Source organism: Winogradskyella undariae (genome assembly GCF_013285155.1).
Taxonomy (GTDB): domain Bacteria; phylum Bacteroidota; class Bacteroidia; order Flavobacteriales; family Flavobacteriaceae; genus Winogradskyella; species Winogradskyella undariae.
Genome location: NZ_JABTEL010000004.1, coordinates 55,062 through 73,555 on the forward strand (window position 1 = coordinate 55,062; position 18,494 = coordinate 73,555).

Annotated in this window: 13 protein-coding genes; 6 read left to right on the forward strand and 7 right to left on the reverse strand. The window is 32.5% G+C overall.

The genetic code is table 11. From position 1 onward, the window contains the following. Window positions 1–8: 8 nt before the first annotated feature. A complete protein-coding gene (locus tag HSX10_RS06755; RefSeq protein ID WP_173587453.1) occupies window positions 9–1,328 on the reverse strand; it encodes a M16 family metallopeptidase in 1,320 nt (439 codons plus the stop codon). Between the two features lie 289 nt (window positions 1,329–1,617). Here HSX10_RS06755 and rplU point away from each other — a divergent pair, with 289 nt between their 5' ends. The 5 genes from rplU to HSX10_RS06780 all read left to right on the forward strand — a co-directional run bounded on the left by rplU (window position 1,618) and on the right by HSX10_RS06780 (window position 8,283). Continuing rightward, a complete protein-coding gene (rplU, locus tag HSX10_RS06760; RefSeq protein ID WP_173587454.1) occupies window positions 1,618–2,259 on the forward strand; it encodes a 50S ribosomal protein L21 in 642 nt (213 codons plus the stop codon). Between the two features lie 41 nt (window positions 2,260–2,300). Then, window positions 2,301–2,561 (forward strand): 50S ribosomal protein L27, encoded by a 261-nt coding sequence (rpmA, locus tag HSX10_RS06765; RefSeq protein WP_173587455.1) that lies wholly within the window; start codon window positions 2,301–2,303, stop codon window positions 2,559–2,561. A 141-nt stretch (window positions 2,562–2,702) separates the two neighbouring features. After that, window positions 2,703–4,274 (forward strand): tetratricopeptide repeat protein, encoded by a 1,572-nt coding sequence (locus HSX10_RS06770; protein WP_173587456.1) that lies wholly within the window; start codon window positions 2,703–2,705, stop codon window positions 4,272–4,274. Between the two features lie 156 nt (window positions 4,275–4,430). Then, entirely contained in the window at window positions 4,431–7,265 is a 2,835-nt protein-coding gene (locus HSX10_RS06775; RefSeq protein ID WP_173587457.1) for a TonB-dependent receptor, read from the forward strand. 4 nt (window positions 7,266–7,269) lie between these two features. Next, entirely contained in the window at window positions 7,270–8,283 is a 1,014-nt protein-coding gene (locus HSX10_RS06780) for a phytase (protein ID WP_173587458.1), read from the forward strand. 59 nt (window positions 8,284–8,342) lie between these two features. Here the strand turns inward: HSX10_RS06780 and HSX10_RS06785 are convergent, their stop codons facing one another. The 5 genes from HSX10_RS06785 to HSX10_RS06805 form a co-directional block, all read right to left on the reverse strand. Beyond that, on the reverse strand, window positions 8,343–10,115 hold the full coding sequence (locus HSX10_RS06785) for a MutS-related protein (RefSeq protein ID WP_173587459.1): 1,773 nt from the start codon (window positions 10,113–10,115) through the stop codon (window positions 8,343–8,345). A gap of 112 nt (window positions 10,116–10,227) precedes the next feature. Continuing rightward, a complete protein-coding gene (locus HSX10_RS06790; RefSeq protein WP_173587460.1) occupies window positions 10,228–10,974 on the reverse strand; it encodes a succinate dehydrogenase/fumarate reductase iron-sulfur subunit in 747 nt (248 codons plus the stop codon). 10 nt (window positions 10,975–10,984) lie between these two features. Then, complete coding sequence (locus tag HSX10_RS06795; RefSeq protein ID WP_173587461.1) at window positions 10,985–12,997, reverse strand: fumarate reductase/succinate dehydrogenase flavoprotein subunit; 2,013 nt, start codon at window positions 12,995–12,997, stop codon at window positions 10,985–10,987. A gap of 12 nt (window positions 12,998–13,009) precedes the next feature. Continuing rightward, window positions 13,010–13,672 carry a succinate dehydrogenase cytochrome b subunit gene (locus tag HSX10_RS06800; protein ID WP_173587462.1) on the reverse strand — a complete coding sequence of 221 codons (663 nt, stop codon included), beginning with the start codon at window positions 13,670–13,672 and terminating at the stop codon, window positions 13,010–13,012. Between the two features lie 183 nt (window positions 13,673–13,855). Then, the gene (locus tag HSX10_RS06805; protein WP_173587463.1) at window positions 13,856–15,472 is read right to left on the reverse strand and encodes an aspartate:alanine exchanger family transporter; all 1,617 of its coding nucleotides are present in this window, start codon (window positions 15,470–15,472) and stop codon (window positions 13,856–13,858) included. Window positions 15,473–15,782: 310 nt separating this feature from the next. Between HSX10_RS06805 and HSX10_RS06810 the strand changes: the two genes are divergently transcribed. Beyond that, entirely contained in the window at window positions 15,783–17,072 is a 1,290-nt protein-coding gene (locus HSX10_RS06810; RefSeq protein ID WP_173587464.1) for an aminopeptidase P family protein, read from the forward strand. Between the two features lie 82 nt (window positions 17,073–17,154). On the opposite strand, the gene HSX10_RS06815 is transcribed toward HSX10_RS06810, so the two are convergent. Then, a complete protein-coding gene (locus HSX10_RS06815; RefSeq protein WP_173587465.1) occupies window positions 17,155–18,483 on the reverse strand; it encodes an aspartate kinase in 1,329 nt (442 codons plus the stop codon). Window positions 18,484–18,494 lie beyond the last annotated feature (11 nt).

The following is an 18,494-nucleotide window of genomic DNA, read 5'->3' on the forward strand; positions in this document are numbered from 1 at the left end:
TTTTCATATTATTGTTCGTCTTTTGTTGGTAGATACTGAATTTCTACTCGTTGGTTTGGACTTAAATACTTTTTAGCTGCTGCTTGAATATCTTCTCTTGTTATAGATCTGTAAGTCTCTAATTGATTATTAATGATATTTACATCACCATACAATAAATAGTATGTTGCTAAAGAACTTGCAATACCAGCAACACTAGAGTTAGAACTTACAAAGTTATTCTCGTATTGATTTAAAAGCTTTTCGTAATCACGTTCACTAATTAATTCATCTTGAATTTTTACAATTTCCTCATCCATTTCGGCTAATAAAGTATCTAAACTAACATCACCTAATGGTAAAGCAAATAATGCAAAAATATTATAATCAACTTGACCGATATTAACGGCTTGTACACCTAAAGCTTGTTTTTGTTCATCCATTAACTTTTTTTGAAGTACTGAACTTTTTCCTGCACTTAAATAAGTAGATATCATATCTAACACATAAGCATCTCTGGTTGATTGACCAGGCAAACGGTAAGCAGCAATAATTGCAGGTATTTGAATATTTTTATCGTAAGCTATAGCTTTTTTAGTTTCAGTAATAGGTGCTTCTTTTGGAAAGTTACGCACTACTTCAGGTCCTTTTTTAACAGCACTAAAATAATCTTGCACCATTTTTTTAGTTTTAGGATAATCAATATCACCCGCTACTACTAATACAGCATTGTTTGGTACATAATATTTATCAAAAAACGCATTAAATTCTTCTAAGGTTGCAGCATCTAAATGCTCCATTTTACCAATGTTTTGATCCTTGTAAGGATGTGCACTGAAAAGATTCTCACCAATTGCTTTTAATAAACCACCATAAGGCCTGTTATCCATACTTTGACGTTTTTCTTCCTTTACAACCTCATTTTGTGTATCAACACCTATTTGGTCAATAACCGGGTGTAACATACGTTCTGACTCTAACCACAATCCTAATTCTAATTTATTAGAAGGAAAAATCTCGTAGTAATAAGTTCTATCTTGAGAAGTGTTAGCATTAAAAGTACCTCCGTTTGCAGGGATAATTTTCATAAATTCTCCACGACCAATATTTTCTGATCCTTCAAATAATAAATGCTCAAAAAAGTGTGCAAATCCGGTACGAGCACGGTCACCATCTTTTCCTCCAACATCATACATTACAGATGTTATAACAACAGGCGCTGTATTATCTTTGTGCATAATAACATGTAATCCATTGTCTAGATCAAATTCCTCAAATTCAACTTTTTGTGCTATAGCCTGATGGCTAAATAACAACAAAGAAGCCAAAGCCAGTAAATAGTTTTTCATTGTAGTTTTGTTTAAAATGTTTACGTATTGGTCTATACTTATTGTAATTTGTTACATAAGTCTCACAAAAATAAACAATGATTTTACTTTAGAGCATAATAACATCTAAAAACACGAAGACTTAAACCAATCAATACCAATAATATCGCTCATATTTATCTATTTAACACTAAAGCATTTTGAAAATACTCAAAACGTTTGTAAATTAAGAAATTAGGAGTATATTTGCATCCGCTTTCTGAGAAGAAAGCATTATTTTTAATAAACAAATTAATAAAAACGTTACGCTATGTACGCAATTGTAGAGATAGCAGGGCAGCAATTTAAAGTTGCAAAAGACCAAAGAGTTTTTGTTAACCGTTTAGCTATAGAAGAAGGTCAGGAAGTTTCTTTCGACAATGTTCTTTTAATAGGTGATGGTGACAATATTACTTTAGGCGCCCCAGCTATAGATGGAGCACAAGTTAGTGCAAAAGTCTTAAAACACCTTAAAGGTGACAAAGTAATAGTTTTCAAGAAGAAAAGACGTAAAGGTTACCGTGTAAAAAACGGACACAGACAATCTTTAACTGAAATCGTAATTGAAAGTATTACTGCTTCTGGAGCAAAAAAAGCTGCTCCAAAGAAGGAAACTAAAAAAGCAGAAGCACCAAAAGCTAAAAAAGCAACTGGTAAAGCTGATGACTTAAAGAAAATCGAAGGTGCTGGACCAAAAGCTGCTGAAGCATTGGTTAACGCTGGTTTAGAAACTTTTGCTAAAGTTGCAGAAGCTAAACCTGAAGAATTGAGTAACATCCTTTCTGAAGCTAGCTCTAGATTATCTCACATCGTTACTGATACTTGGCCAAAACAAGCTAAATTAGCTGCAGATGGTAAGTGGGACGAGTTAAAAGAATTACAAGACAGATTAGACGGTGGAATTGAAAAGTAATTTTCAACTACATTAATATTAACAAAATAAAACCTTAGATCATGGCTCATAAAAAAGGAGTTGGTAGTTCGAAGAATGGTAGAGAATCAGAATCAAAACGTTTAGGCGTAAAGATATTTGGTGGACAAGCTGCTATTGCTGGAAATATCATTTTAAGACAACGTGGTAATACTCATCACCCAGCTGAGAACGTATACCAAGGAAAAGATCATACTTTACATGCTAAAGTTGATGGTTTAGTAAAATTTACTAAGAAAAAAGATAACAGATCTTACGTTTCTATAGAGCCTTTTGAGGCTTAAGAACATCTTTTCTTAAAATATTAAAAAGCGTCTAATATATATTAGACGCTTTTTTTATTATATAACATTATCTTCACAAAACAAGATCATTCAATTAATATACATCGCTTTACTTTACAAGTTATCTAAATAGATGTTGCTTTGCTTAAATTGAAATTTATTGTTTTTATCTTCTGTGCTTTAGGAATAACATCTCACGCACAAAACACAAACAGAGAACTGAAAGATCTCGACGTAAAGCTTTATGAATTAAAACAGAGCTTACATAAAGCAAAATTCTCACAAGATTCTACACAAATAGCACAGTTGCACCTTAAGTTAGGTGATTTCTTTTACCAACTAAGTCTATTTAGTGAGGCTATAAAATATTATCAAGATTTTCGTAATATTTATAAAACAAAAGACACTAGTTATGTCTATGTAGAAAATGCTTTAGCGCGAATAAATCTAGATTTAAAGAAATTTGATGACGCTAAAAACCACGCCTCAAAAAGTCTTCAAATTTCAAAAACACTTAATTACAATAAAGGTATTGCAAATGTTCATGCTTTGTTAGGAAGCATTGCCGAAAAACAAGGGGAATATAAAAAAGCATTAGAATACCAAAACATTAGCTTGTTAACGTTTCAGGTTTTAAAAGACAGTACTGGTTTAGCTATAACTAATGAAAACATTGGGAGTATTTACGAAGATTTAGAACAATACAATTTAGCATATAATTATTTCAAAAAAGCATATGGGTATGCTAAAAACAGTAATTCTGATATCAAGATAAACATTATTAATAATAAAGGAGATGCTAATAGCAAAAATGGTTATTTTGAAAAAGGGCTTAAATACACTAATGAAGCTTTAAAATTAGCAAAAGAAACAAACAACAGCTCACAAATAGAGAGTGCTTATAAAGACTTTGCCAGAACTTACTCTGACATGGGTAATTATGAATTAGCCTATAAATACCTCAACAACCAAAGTATAGTAAACGAACAAGAATTAAAGAGAAAGAATATAGAAGTCGTTAGTACTATGGAAGTACTTTATGCTGTAAAGGAAAAAGAAGCCGAATTACTATTACTAAACAAACAAAAGCAGATTACAGAAGTGAGACAGTATATCATTGTAATAAGTGCTGCTTTTATAATCTTAGGATTAATAGGTGGGCTGATTTATTGGAAAAAAAGAAGGAAACACGAGAAACACATTTTAGAATACAAACAACAATTACTTCAGGTTGACCTAGATAAAAAAATAGCTCAAGAAACATCTTTAAAGCACGAAATAGAAATTAAAGTATCTGCACTAACTAATTACAGTTTAAATATTGCTCATAAAAACAAGATGCTTTCTGATGTGTCTAAGACACTTTCAAAATTAAAAGACAGAAACATCACCTTAATAAAAACGAAGTTAATAGCTATATCAAAAGAAATAGAAGCCGATTTAGCTAACCAAAATGAATGGACAGAACTTATGGGTTACTTCAGTCAAATACAACCTAATTTCTTTGAAAATTTAACCAAAGTAGCATTAGCACAACTTTCTGCTTCAGAAACGAGATTAAGCATGCTTTTAACTCTTAATCTATCCTCTAAAGAAATTGCAAATATTCTTCATATTACACCAGACAGTGTAAGAATTGCGAGATATAGACTTAGAAAAAAATTACCAATAGATTCTAAAGACGATCTTTTGGTATTTCTACTCCATTTATAAACTACATATCCTTAATCTTTTTTCAATGTTATCTTAATGTAAATGTTGCTCTTATATATGCCTATTTTACTAGGTTTTGTTACTTTTTGATAACACATACTTTCGCTAAAAAATAGTGCTTAAGTCTAGTTTTGTAAAAAACAAAACCAACCTAAAATGAAAAAATTTTTTAATCTATTCCTCTTATTAGCATTACCGATTTTGGGATATGCACAAAATGGAAATATCCAAGGAATCATAACCGATGAAAACGGACTAACAGTTCCTGGATCTACCGTTTCAATAGTAACTATAAACAAAGGAACTGTTTCTGATTTTAATGGTAAGTATACCTTAGTAAACATACCTCAAGGTAACTACAATATTACTATAGAGTATTTAGGCTATGCAGACATTACACATCCGGTTGTTGTAAAACCAAATGAAACTGTAACTCTTAATTTTACATTAAATTCTGAAGACACTAGTTTAGACGAAGTATTAATTTCTGGATTTGGACTAAGCGGACAATCTAGAGCATTAAACACTCAAAAGAACAAACAAAATATTACAAACATTGTTTCTACAGACCAAGTTGGTAAATTTCCAGATTCAAATATTGGAGATGCTATTAAACGTATTCCTGGTATTACCATGCAAATGGATCAAGGTGAGGCAAGAAACGTTATTATACGTGGATTATCACCACAATTAAATTCGGTAACCTTAAACGGAAGTAGAATTCCTTCTGCAGAAAGTGATAATAGAAATGTACAGATGGATTTAATTCCATCAGATATGATTCAAACTATAGAAGTTAATAAAGCAGTAACTCCTGATATGGATGCCGATGCGCTTGGTGGATCAATAAATTTAATTACCAAAACATCACCACAAGGTTTCCGTTTATCTGCAACAGCTGGTTCTGGTATCAACTTTATTTCAGATAAAAGAATTTTAAATGGTTCTTTCTTAGTTGGTGATCGCTCTAAAAACGACAAATTTGGTTGGGTAGTAGCTGCATCTGTTAATGATAACGATTTTGGTAGTCATAATGTAGAAGCAGAATGGACTGACGAATTTGAATATAATGCAGGAGATGAAGACAATCTTCTAGAAGTAGATGTTAATCCTTACGCCAATGTATTTGAAATTAGAGAATACCAAGTACAACGTATTAGAAGAAGTTTTTCTGCTAATTTCGATTATAAATTAGACGAAAACAATACTATTTTCTTCAAATCTATCTATAACTGGAGAGATGATAGAGAAAATAGATTTAGATTAGAACACGAAATTTTAGATGGTGAAGATATCGGAGCAGGAGATTTCTCTGTAGATGCTGATGGAAACCTTACTAGCTTTCTTGTAGAAGCTAAACGTCAGTCTAAAGGTGGTATTAATAGCGACCGTAACCAAAACACACGTTTAGAAGATCAAAGAATGCAAAACTACAGTTTAGGTGGTGAGCACTTATTTGGTGATATGCAATTAGATTGGACCGCGTCTTTCTCTAAAGCCTCTGAAGAACGCTTAAACGAACGTTATTTAGAATACGAAAGCGAATACGGAATTACATTTAATAACAATGAAGATAAGCCATTATACACGCCATTAACTGGAGAAGGTAGTTTTGAAGATTTTGAATTTGGTGAATTAACTGAAGAAAATCAATATACTGAAGAGAAAGATTTCAACTTGTTTGTAAATGCACGTTTGCCATTATCTTTAATTGAAGGCAACGAAGGGTTCTTAAAAATTGGTGCAAAAACTAGAATTAAGAATAAAAATAGAGACAATGATTTTACAGAATATGGAGATGAAACAGGTGCTTTAGATTTATTAGGAATGGTACCAACAAGAAACTATACTAATTCAGATTTCTTAGCAGGTAGCCAATATCAAATAGGAAATTTTGCTAGCCCAGAATTCGTCGGGAACCTAGACCTTTACAATACAGAATTATTTGAAGGTGAAGATCTTCCTGAAGAATACATTACAGGAAACTTTGACGTCAATGAAGATGTATATGCTGGTTACGTGATGTTAACTCAAAATTTATCAGACAAATTCAGCATATTAGCTGGTATAAGAGTAGAACATACGTCTATTGAAAGTGAAGGTAGCGAGTTAGTTTTTGATACAGATGGTGATGTTTCAGGAATTAATACGTTGAAAGATAAAAACACTTATACTAACGTATTACCAGGTGTGCATTTAAAATATGATATTAATGACAACACGATATTAAGATTTGCTTGGACAAATACTTTAGCGCGCCCAAACTATGTAGATTTAGTAGCTTACCGTGAAATAAGCAATGAAGATGAAGAGATATTTTTAGGAAATCCTGAACTTAATCCTACAACATCTATGAATTTTGATATTATGGCAGAACATTACTTTAAGTCTGTAGGTATTATTTCTGGTGGTGTATTTTATAAAGATATTCAAGATTTTGTTTACACTTTTCAATCAGAAGATGAAAACGGTTATGAAGTTTACCAACCATTAAACGGTGATGATGCTTCTGTTTTAGGTGCTGAATTTTCTTTCCAACGTCGTTTAGACTTCCTACCTGGTTTTGCTAAAAACCTTAGTGTGTATTTAAACTATACATACCTTACTTCTAGTACAGACGGAATTAGAAATGAAGATGGTGAAGAGCGTTTAGACTTAGATTTACCACAAACATCACCTAACATGTACAATGCTTCTTTAGGTTATGCAGGAAAAAAATTCAGTTTACGTATATCTACTAATTATTCAGATTCTTACATCGATGAAATTGGTGGAAATGCTTTTGAAGATCGTTATTATGACGAGCAGTTTTTCTTAGATTTTAATGCAAACATTGCACTTAGCAACAACTTAAGCATGTATGTTAACTTAAACAACATCACTAACCAACCGTTACGTTATTACCAAGGTGTAAAAGGCAGAACAATGCAAATGGAGTACTACGAAAAGCGTTTAACTGTAGGATTAAAATATGACCTATTTAAAAAATAAGAAGATGAAGAAAGTAATAATATTAAGTATCATGTCTATGGTAATTGTTTCATGTGGAAACGGTTTACCAGAAATAGCACCAACTTTAATAACCGAAAAATTACCACACGATAGTGATGATCCTGCAATATGGATTAACAAAGAAAACCCTGAGCAAAGTATTGTTTTCGGTACCAATAAAGACGAAGTTAATGGCGGTGTTTATGCGTTTGACTTAGATGGAAAAATTATCAAAGAAAAAAGTCTAACAGGAATTGCTTATCCTAATAACGTCGATGTAGAATACGGATTTAAAATTAACGACTCTACAGAAACGGATATTATGGTATTTTCAGAAAGAGAAAAACATCAAATACGTATGTACTCTATTCCAGATATGACACCTTTAGATAATGGCGGATTTAAAGTATTTACTGAGGAAACGGATATAGAAATGAAACGACCAATGGGAGTTTCTATATATAAAAATCCTAAAACAGAAGCTATTTCTGTATTTGTAAGTCGAAAAAATGGTCCTGTAGAAGGTTATTTACACCAGTATAGTTTAGAATCTGATTCTTTAGGTGTTCATGCTAATCTTTTAAGAAAAGTAGGGAAATTTAGTGGAAAAAAAGAAATCGAAGCTATAGCTGTAGATGATGAATTAGGTTTTGTGTACTGCTCTGATGAAGGTGTTGGCATTAGAAAAATATATGCAGATCCTAAAATGGGAAATGAAGAGATTTCGCTATTTGGTGGTGAAAACTTTAAAAAGGACATTGAAGGTATTGCTATAGCAACTTACCCAAATGGTGAAGGTTTTATTATCGTATCTAACCAACAAGATCATAGTTTTAACTTTTATAAACGTAGTGATAACAGCTATGTTAAAACCTTAAATTTAGGAACACTAGAAACGGATGGTTGCGATATTGTAACGACGTCCTTAGGAAAAAAATTCCCTAATGGTTTATTTGTATCTATGAATGATGAAAAAGACTTTTTCTATCATGCTGTAGATGCTTTAAATTTGAAATAACAGCAAACACATAATTACTAAAAAACCCTTTCTTATATATTTAAGAAAGGGTTTTTAATTTATATAATTTCCATCTTCTTCAGTAGGAAACTGGCATTCATATTTTGGCAAACACCTTGCTTTAATTTATAATCGAAGAAGAGCTCATCATTTATAATTTCGGCATCAAAATAATAGTTTTTTACGGCTACTAATTCTTTTTCAATTTCAGTAAGACTTAAATCGTGGGTTGCAATAATACCTGTAGCGTTTTGTTTCACTAATTTTTCAACAAACTTACGAGAGCCAATTGCTTTATCTGTACTGTTTGTTCCTTTTAGAATTTCATCTAGAATAACAAAATAGTTTTTATCATTTTCAATGGTATCTACCACAAACTTTAAGCGCGTAAGCTCACTAAAGAAGTACGAACTATCATCGGTTAATGAATCTGTAGTTCGCATACTTGTAATTAACTTAATAGGCTTGTATTTACTTTGTTTTGCACAAATTGGTAGTCCAACATTAGCCATCACAATATGAAGCGCTATAGTTCTTAAAAACGTACTTTTCCCAGCCATGTTTGCACCGGTAACAATGAAAAATTGTTCTTCTTTTAACTCTAAATCACTATCTACACGTTTTTCTGCATTTAATAACGGATGCCCTAAACCTTCTGCTAAAATAGTCACCGGATCTTCCGTTATAATTGGGTAAGTAAAATCTTGATGATTAAAGGCATAATTACCAAAACTATTAAAGGCATCAAAAAAGGTAACAACCTCAAACCAATCATCTACTTTATGCCCGTATTTAGAAATCCATTTTTCAACATTAAAACTATTTCTAATATCAATAAGAAGAAATCCATTCCCAAAAACAGCAGAGATCAAATTGTTTCTATTATCTAAAGCATCTAAAACCTTTGAGAATTTTGAAAATATCTCGGAAGCTTTTACATCTTCAGACTGAATCAATTTTTGCTTTTCTTTTAATAATTCGGAAGTAAATTCTGTGGTTTCAATCGCTTTTAACAACAATGCATATTGTCTAAAAGTATCTTTTGCGCGTTCCGTATGTTGTGAAAGGTTATTAATCTGTTTTAAATAACGACCTGTAATCCCTAAACCTAATAATAACCAATAACCTGCTATAGAAATCGATATAATTTCAGTAATTCCTAAGCCTAAAAGTACAACCGATGCCATAGCATATACGATGGTTAAAATATACTGTGTTTTACCTAAAAAAGGTTTATATTCTTTTAACCAGGTAATGATTGACGTTGCAGAATGCTCTATCTCCACGCCTTGAGCTACAGCAACATAATTTTGTCTCCATTTTGGTAAATCTGCTAATTCGTTTATAGCTTCTTGTCGCTCTTTGATATTAGTTATATCGTTAGAAAGTAAATTTTCACTCAATTTCTGAGCACCTTCTTTAAGTGCTGTTCTATTCATAAATTGAAAGAAAGAGCCTTTACCAAATAAATCGATATCTAGACTAAAAAAGTGTTTAGGGTTTTGAAACGCTTCCCCATCTGCTCTTTCATAAAAATCACCTTTTGCTATTTTTAATTCTTCCTCATTAATAGCAATTAACCTTTTATGTAAGTTTCGTTTCGATTTTAGATCTGTATAGCGAGTTAATAGAAACAAAAAACAAGCAATACCAACTAAAGCAATTCCTGCAGCGATTTGCCAGTTCTGATAGGTAAAATAAATTCCTGTTACTACAAGTACAAAAATGGTAAGTCTAAGTATACTATATAAGCTAAGCTTTTTAAATATTTGTTTAGAAGCTGCTTGATTTATTTCTAGTTGTTCTTTGTAAAAAGACGCTGGATTTTGCATAAGTCTATAATAAAATTGAAATATAAGAAAAGAAAAAATCCCAAGACATAATTATGCTTGGGATTTATATATCATTTAACGTCTTCTGTTGAGAAGAAATTAGGTTTTAATCTTAACCTTTAATGTTTGCTGACATAAATTCACGGTTCATACGAGCAATGTTTTCTAAAGAAATTCCTTTAGGACATTCTACCTCACATGCACCAGTGTTTGTACAGTTACCAAAACCTTCAAGATCCATTTGTGCTACCATGTTTTTAACACGATCTGCAGCTTCAACTTGTCCTTGAGGTAATAAAGCATATTGAGATACTTTAGCTCCTACAAATAACATAGCAGAAGAGTTTTTACAACTCGCTACACAAGCACCACAACCAATACAAGTTGCTGCATCCATAGCTTCGTCTGCTGCGTGTTTAGAAATAGGAAGTGAGTTAGCATCTTGTGTATTACCAGAAGTGTTTACAGAAATATAACCACCTGCTTGTTGAATACGCTCAAAAGCCATTCTGTCTACAATTAAATCTTTAATTACAGGAAAAGCTGCTGCTCTCCATGGTTCAATTGTAATAGTATCACCATCGTTAAACATACGCATGTGTAACTGGCAAGTTGTGATTCCACGGTCAGGACCATGAGCTTCACCGTTAATATATAAAGAACACATTCCGCAAATTCCTTCACGACAATCATGATCAAAAGCAACAGGTTCTTCACCTGTATTTACTAATTGTTCATTTAAAACATCCATCATTTCTAAGAAAGACATATGTTCTGAAATATCAGTTACTTTATAATCGACCATTTGACCCTTATCTTGTGAGTCTTTTTGTCTCCAAATTTTAAGTGTTAAATCCATAATGTCAATCTTATTTGTATGAACGTTGTTTTAGTTCAATATCTTTAAATTCTAATTCTTCTTTATGTAAAACCGCATCTGCTGGTTCTCCTTTGTATTCCCAAGCTGATACAAAAGCGTAATCTTTATCGTTACGTTTTGCTTCTCCTTTTTGTTCTCCATCTAGTTCTACAGACTCTTCTCTAAAGTGTCCACCACAAGATTCGTTTCTTTCTAAAGCATCTTTAGCAAATAATTCTCCTAATTCTAAGAAATCTGCAACACGACCCGCTTTTTCTAATTCTACATTCATTTCGTTTGCAGTACCAGGAACTTTTACTTCTTTCCAGAATTCTTCACGAATCGCTTTAATTTCAGCCATAGCTTCCGTTAAATCTTTTGCGTTTCTAGACATTCCTACTTTGTCCCACATTACTTTCCCAAGACGTTTATGGAAATGATCGACAGATTTAGTTCCCTCATTATTAATAAAGAATTCTATTCTATCTCTTACTTCTTTTTCAACTTCATCAAATTCTTTTGTTTCAGTTGAAATTTTTCCTGTTCTAATATCATTAGATAAGTAATCACCAATTGTATAAGGTAATACAAAATAACCATCAGCTAAACCTTGCATTAAAGCAGAAGCACCAAGTCTGTTTGCACCATGATCAGAGAAGTTAGCTTCACCAATACAGTATAAACCTTCAACAGTAGTCATTAAGTTATAATCAACCCAAACACCACCCATTGTATAGTGTGTTGCAGGATAAATCATCATTGGAGTTTCATATGGATTTTCAGCGATGATTTTTTCATACATCTGAAATAAGTTACCATACTTACTTTCTATAATTCCTTGACCTAATTTTTTAATTTCTGCGTCAGAAGCATTTTTAATTCCATGAATCTTTGCTTGCTCTTTACCATAACGTACAAAAGCAGATGCGAAATCTAAATATACAGCTTCTCCTGTTCCATTAACACCATAACCAGCATCGCAACGTTCTTTTGCTGCTCTAGATGCTACATCACGTGGTACTAAGTTACCAAAAGCAGGGTAACGACGTTCTAAATAGTAATCTCTATCTTCTTCTGCAATATCAGTAGGTTTTAATTTTCCTTGTTGTATTGCTTTAGCGTCTTCTAATTTTGCAGGAACCCAAATTCTACCATCATTACGTAATGACTCTGACATCAACGTTAATTTAGATTGGTAATCTCCTGAACGAGGAATACACGTTGGGTGAATTTGTGTAAAACAAGGATTTGCGAAATACGCTCCTTTTTTATGTATTTTCCAAGCTGCAGTGGCATTAGACCCCATAGCATTTGTTGATAAAAAATATACATTTCCGTAACCTCCAGTTGCTATAACTACGGCGTGAGCTGAGTGACGTTCTATTTCTCCTGTAATTAAATTACGAGCAATAATACCTCTTGCTTTTCCATCAACTTTTACAACATCTAACATTTCGTGACGGTTGAACATCTCAATCTTACCACGAGCAATCTGACGGTTCATTGCAGAATAAGCTCCTAATAATAATTGTTGTCCTGTTTGTCCTTTAGCGTAAAACGTTCTTGATACTAATACACCACCAAATGAACGGTTATCTAATAATCCACCATAATCACGTGCAAAAGGAACACCTTGAGCAACACATTGGTCAATAATATTACCAGATACCTCAGCTAAACGATATACGTTTGCTTCTCGTGAACGGTAATCTCCACCTTTTACAGTATCATAAAAAAGACGGTAATTAGAGTCACCATCTCCCATGTAATTTTTTGCTGCGTTAATACCACCTTGAGCCGCAATTGAGTGCGCTCTACGAGGTGAATCTTGGTAAGCAAAAGCTTTTACGTTATATCCTAATTCTGCTAAAGTTGCTGCTGCAGAACCTCCAGCTAATCCTGTTCCTACTACAATAATGTCGATATGACGTTTGTTTGCAGGGTTTACAAGATTGATATTATCTTTATAAGTTGTCCATTTATCTTTAATTGGACCTTCTGGTACTTTTGAATCTAAAGCCATATATATTTAAGATTAATGGTTAAAGTGGTGAAATAATGCTACGATAACAAAACCTAAAGGAATGATAATTGAATATGCTAACCCAAAGTTTTTAAAGAATTTCTTTCTACTAGAAGCAACTCCCATTGACTGTAAAGAAGAAGTAAATCCGTGCATTAAGTGTAATGATAAGAAGACAAAAGCTACTACATATGCTATAACTCTCCATATTGGAACAAACTTATGTTGTAACTCACCAAAGTATCTTGTTGGATCTTCTGGTAATACTTCTATATATTTATGGTTAATTTCTGGAACCCAAAAATCAATAAAGTGAAGTACAATAAATGCTAAAATAGCAAGTCCACTGTAAATCATGTTTCTACTCATCCATGATGAGTTTGCTGCTCCATTATTTTTTTTGTAGCTAATATTCCCTACAGCTTTTCTATTTCTCACTTCTAAAACAAACCCAAGTACAAAGTGAAAAATCACTCCGAAAACTAAAACGGGTTGTAGCGCAAATTGTACTAACGGATTGGTTCCCATAAAATGAGATAATTCGTTAAACAAGTCAGCACTAAAAACTGACGTAATGTTAACTGCTAAGTGAATAATTAAGAAAAAAATTAGGAATAACGCAGAAAGTGCCATGGCAATCTTTCTTCCTATCGACGAATTTAGAATTCCGCTCATTGTTGATTTGATTAGTTTTTATGTTTAACAAAGATACACAGCAAATGGGTTTTTGACAACTTCACCGTGTTATAAATAATTTATTTAGAATCAATTTAATTAGCCGTCAATGCCATTGTTAGTCCTCCTCTAGAACACATCATAAAGTCAATGAATACAACACTTTAGAACACGCTCTATCAATTACAACACTGCCATTATTTCGGCAATTATTATAATTAAGACCAATGAAAAAGGATAAACTGCAGCATAAGCAATTTGAGGCGCTTCAGATTCTGTCATAGAATCCGCAGCACTTAAACCCGGTGTTGATGTCATTCCACCTGTTAAAGCACCTAAAATAGACAAGAAATTAATCTTCATAAAAAAGCGACCTACAATAACTGTTATAATCATTGGCACTAATGTAATAATTGCTCCATATAGAAATAAAACAACCCCATGCTCTTGAATGGCTGAAACCAAACTTTGTCCTGCATTTAAGCCAACGGGAGTTAAAAATAACAACAGTCCAAATTGACGTAATATTTGATTTGCAGGACCTGTCAAATTCCAAATTACACCAGCAAATTTACCTTTCCAACTTAAAAATATTGATGCTAAAAGTACACCCCCTGTTAAACCCAATTTAAGATGCATACTTCCTAATGGAATAGCAATAAAACCAAGTATTACACCGATAGCGATACCAAATGCAACAGGTAAAAAACTTGTTTCTCCTATTCTTTTTAAACTATCACCAAAAAGCTGTGTTACTGCTGACACATTACCCTTAGAAGAAGATACTAAAACTTTATCACCATATTTAACTCGAGTTGTAGGGTGAGGTGCTAAATCTATACTAGCTCTTCTTATTCGTGTGATGGTTGCCGAGTAATTTTCAAAAAGGTTAAGTTCTTTTATTGTTTTGTTAACCACAGTATCATTACTAACAACATACCACTTAATATCGTATTTGCCACTACGTGGTATTTCTATATCAGTAACTTTACCTAACAATAGCTCTATACGACTTAATGCATTGACAGTCCCAACCGCTTTTATAATATCACCTGTCTCTAAAATAGTATCACGTGTTGGATAGAACGGAAGTTGATTAGGTTTCATTATACGAGAAATATTCGCCTTAGTCATAAAACGTATTCTCAATTCTTTAATCGTTTTCCCGTTTACATTTTCATTAGAAATAATTAAATTCTTATTAATTACCGGAGGTGTACTTGATTTTGATATCTCTTCAAAATTCTTCTCTTCAGTTTTAATATTCACTTTAAATAATAAAGGCCCAAGCTTTACAAATAAAATAACTCCTAAAACACCAAACGGATATGCAATACCATAACCAATGGATGCTAACGGTGACCCTGAAGCTTCTATAGATGCTGCCAAACCCGGTGTAGAAGTTAATGCACCTGTTAGCAAACCACTCATCATGTTCATATCTACATCATAAATATAAGAAATAGATATAGCTGTAAGCCCACCGGCTGTGACACTAATTCCTGCAAGCAGAATAAGTTTTGCTCCATTCTCTTTAAATGAACTAAAAAACGAAGGCCCAGCTTGCATACCAATTGTGTAAATAAACAATACTAAACCTACACTCTGTATAATCGGTGGAATACTAAAATTTACGCCATAAAAATTATATAAATACCCAAAGAAAATAGCCACAAAGATAACTGCCGAAGTATCAAAGCTAATTCCCTTTATTCGCACATTACCAAGCGCAATCCCAAAGCCAATAACTAGGAATAATACAAAGTAGTCTTTGGTGAGTAATTCTGAAATAAATCCCATATTCAATAACTATTTTTATTTAGCTGAACAAAAGTATACGGTTGCTCAATTCAATTTTATGATTAATATCACTTTATAGGTCATCACCACAAATAATAATTAAATTTTTATTCTTGAATACCTCGTAAACATTGAGCGAATACGTTGTAGTAAGTTTTTATATTTAATTTCAACCTCAACTTTCAGGTTCATTATAATTGTAAAATTAACAATGATAATGAAATGTTAAAAACCTAAGATACAAAACTCCTATTTTAAGTATTCGTTAAATAAAACCTTAGCTTTGTAATTCAAAATAAATTCCAAAATTATGAAATACAATCAAATTAACTCCGATCTCTTCATAAACAACAGAAAAAACTTTAAAAACAAAATGGTTAGCAACAGTTTAGCTGTTTTTAACTCTAATGATGTTTACCCAATTGGGGCTGATAGTACTATACCTTTTCAGCAAGATAGAAACATATTTTATTTAAGTGGTGTAGATCAAGAAGAAAGTGTTTTAATACTTTTTCCTGATTGCCCGAATCCAAAACATCGAGAAATTTTATTTTTAACCGAAACAAATGCACATATCGCTGTTTGGGAAGGTGAAAAACTAACTAAAGAAAAAGCTTTTGAAACCTCTGGTGTAAGTACCGTTTATTGGCTTCAAGATTTTGACCGTGTCATGAAAGAAATTATGTCTCAAGCAGACACAATCTACATTAACACTAATGAACATTACCGCGCTAGCGTAGCAACTGAAACACGCGAAGATCGATTTAATAAAGCTGTTAAAGCACAATTCCCTGCGCATAAAGTAGAAAAAAGCAACCCTATTTTACAACGTTTACGTTCTGTAAAACATCCTTTAGAATTAGACATTATACAAGAAGCTTGTAACATTACAGAAAAAGGATTTAGAAGAATCTTAGAATTTGTAAAACCAGATGTTTGGGAATACAATATTGAAGCGGAGTTTATGCACGAGTTTTTAAACAATCGCTCAAAAGGATTTGCATACACACCAATTGTCGCTTCAGGAAACAACGCCAACGTTTTACACTATATTGAAAACAACAAACAATGTAAAGCTGGTGATTTAATTCTTTTAGATATCGGAGCAGAATACGCTAATTACGCAAGTGATATGAGTAGAACGATTCCTGTTTCTGGTAAATTTACTAAACGCCAAAAAGAAGTTTACAATGCTATAAATCGTGTAAAAAATGAAGCAACCAAAATGTTAACTCCCGGAACAATTTGGGCAGATTACCATAATGAAGTAGGAAAAATAGCAACTTCAGAAATGTTAAGCTTAGGACTACTAGATAAAGCTGATGTACAGAATGAGGATAAAGATTGGCCTGCTTATAAAAAATATTTTATGCACGGAACATCTCACCACATGGGATTAGATACTCATGATTACGGTATTCTACACGAACCAATGAAAGCCAACATGGTATTTACCGTAGAACCTGGCTTTTACATTCCAGATGAAGGTTTCGGAATCCGTATTGAAGATGATGTTGTTATACAAGAAAGCGGTGAACCTTTCAACTTAATGCGTAATATCCCTATTGAAGCAGATGAGATTGAAGATCTTATGAACTAAAAATCTTCATCTAAATCACATATTAAAAAGCCAAAACATTTATTTGTTTTGGCTTTTTTTTGAACAAATAAAAATTAATCAATTAAACAGCAACGCTATTGTCTTCAAAAACATAGCGTTGTAATTTTTGCAAGGTCTCTAATTTATCACTCGTATTTACTAAAAGTGATATATTATTATAACTACCACCATATGCAATCATTCTTACATTTACATCTTGTAAAACTTGAAATAATTCTGGTGTATCTGGGTGATAAATAATATGGTTTCCAACCAAACAAACGATACTCATATAGTCATCGATTGCAACTTTTGCGAATTTTTCTAATTCCCCTGTAATAGACTCTAAATGAGTCGTATTATCTATCGTTAAAGACACCGCAATTTCAGAGGTTGTAATCATATCTATTGACGTTTCATATTTCTCAAAAATCTCAAAAACTTTCTTTAAAAATCCGTGTGCTAATAGCATGCGTACAGATTTAATTTTAATCGCTGTAATATTATCTTTTGCCGCAATCGCTTTGATTCCTTCACCATTAACCTCATTAGTAATTAAAGTTCCATGAGCTTCAGGATCCATTGTATTTTTTAATCGAAGCGGAATATCTAATGCGCGCATTGGCATTACCGTGTGAGGATGTAGAATTTTAGCTCCAAAATAAGCCAACTCCGCAGCTTCATCATAAGATAAATGTGATAAAGCTGTTGTGTTATCTACAAAACGAGGATCGTTATTATGAAATCCATCAATATCAGTCCAAATCTGTACCTCTTCAGCTTCTATAGCAGCCCCAATAATAGTTGCTGTATAATCACTACCTCCACGTTCTAAATTAGTTATTACACCATCGACATCTAAGCAAATAAAACCCTGAGCAATATAAACATCAGCTTCATTTGTATTCTGCATTAAACGCTCTAAATTCTGTTTGATATAGAAGTTATCTGGCTCATTGGCTCTATCCGTTCTCATAAATTCTAAAGCAGGCAATAAAGCAACTTTTAAGCCATCTTGTTGCAGTAATCTACTAAACATAAATGTAGAAAGTAATTCTCCATTCGCTAAAATGGTATTGTGAAGTAATACAGAATGTGGTTGATTTACAGCAGCTAATAAAGATTCAAAAATTGAATTAACATACTGAATCACCTCTTGATATAAAGCTTTATTCTGAATTAAATCGAAAACTGTTTTTCTATAAGTTTCGTTTAATGCCTTAATTTTTGCTTCTGCTTCATTAGTTTCATTCCCCTTAATTAAACTTGAAATTTCAACCAGAGCATTTGTAGTACCAGACATTGCTGATAAAACCACAATCTTCTTACCCTTAGTGCTTATAATATCTTTAACGTGGTTCATGTTAACTACAGAACCTACTGACGTACCTCCAAACTTATATACTAACATAATTTTTAATT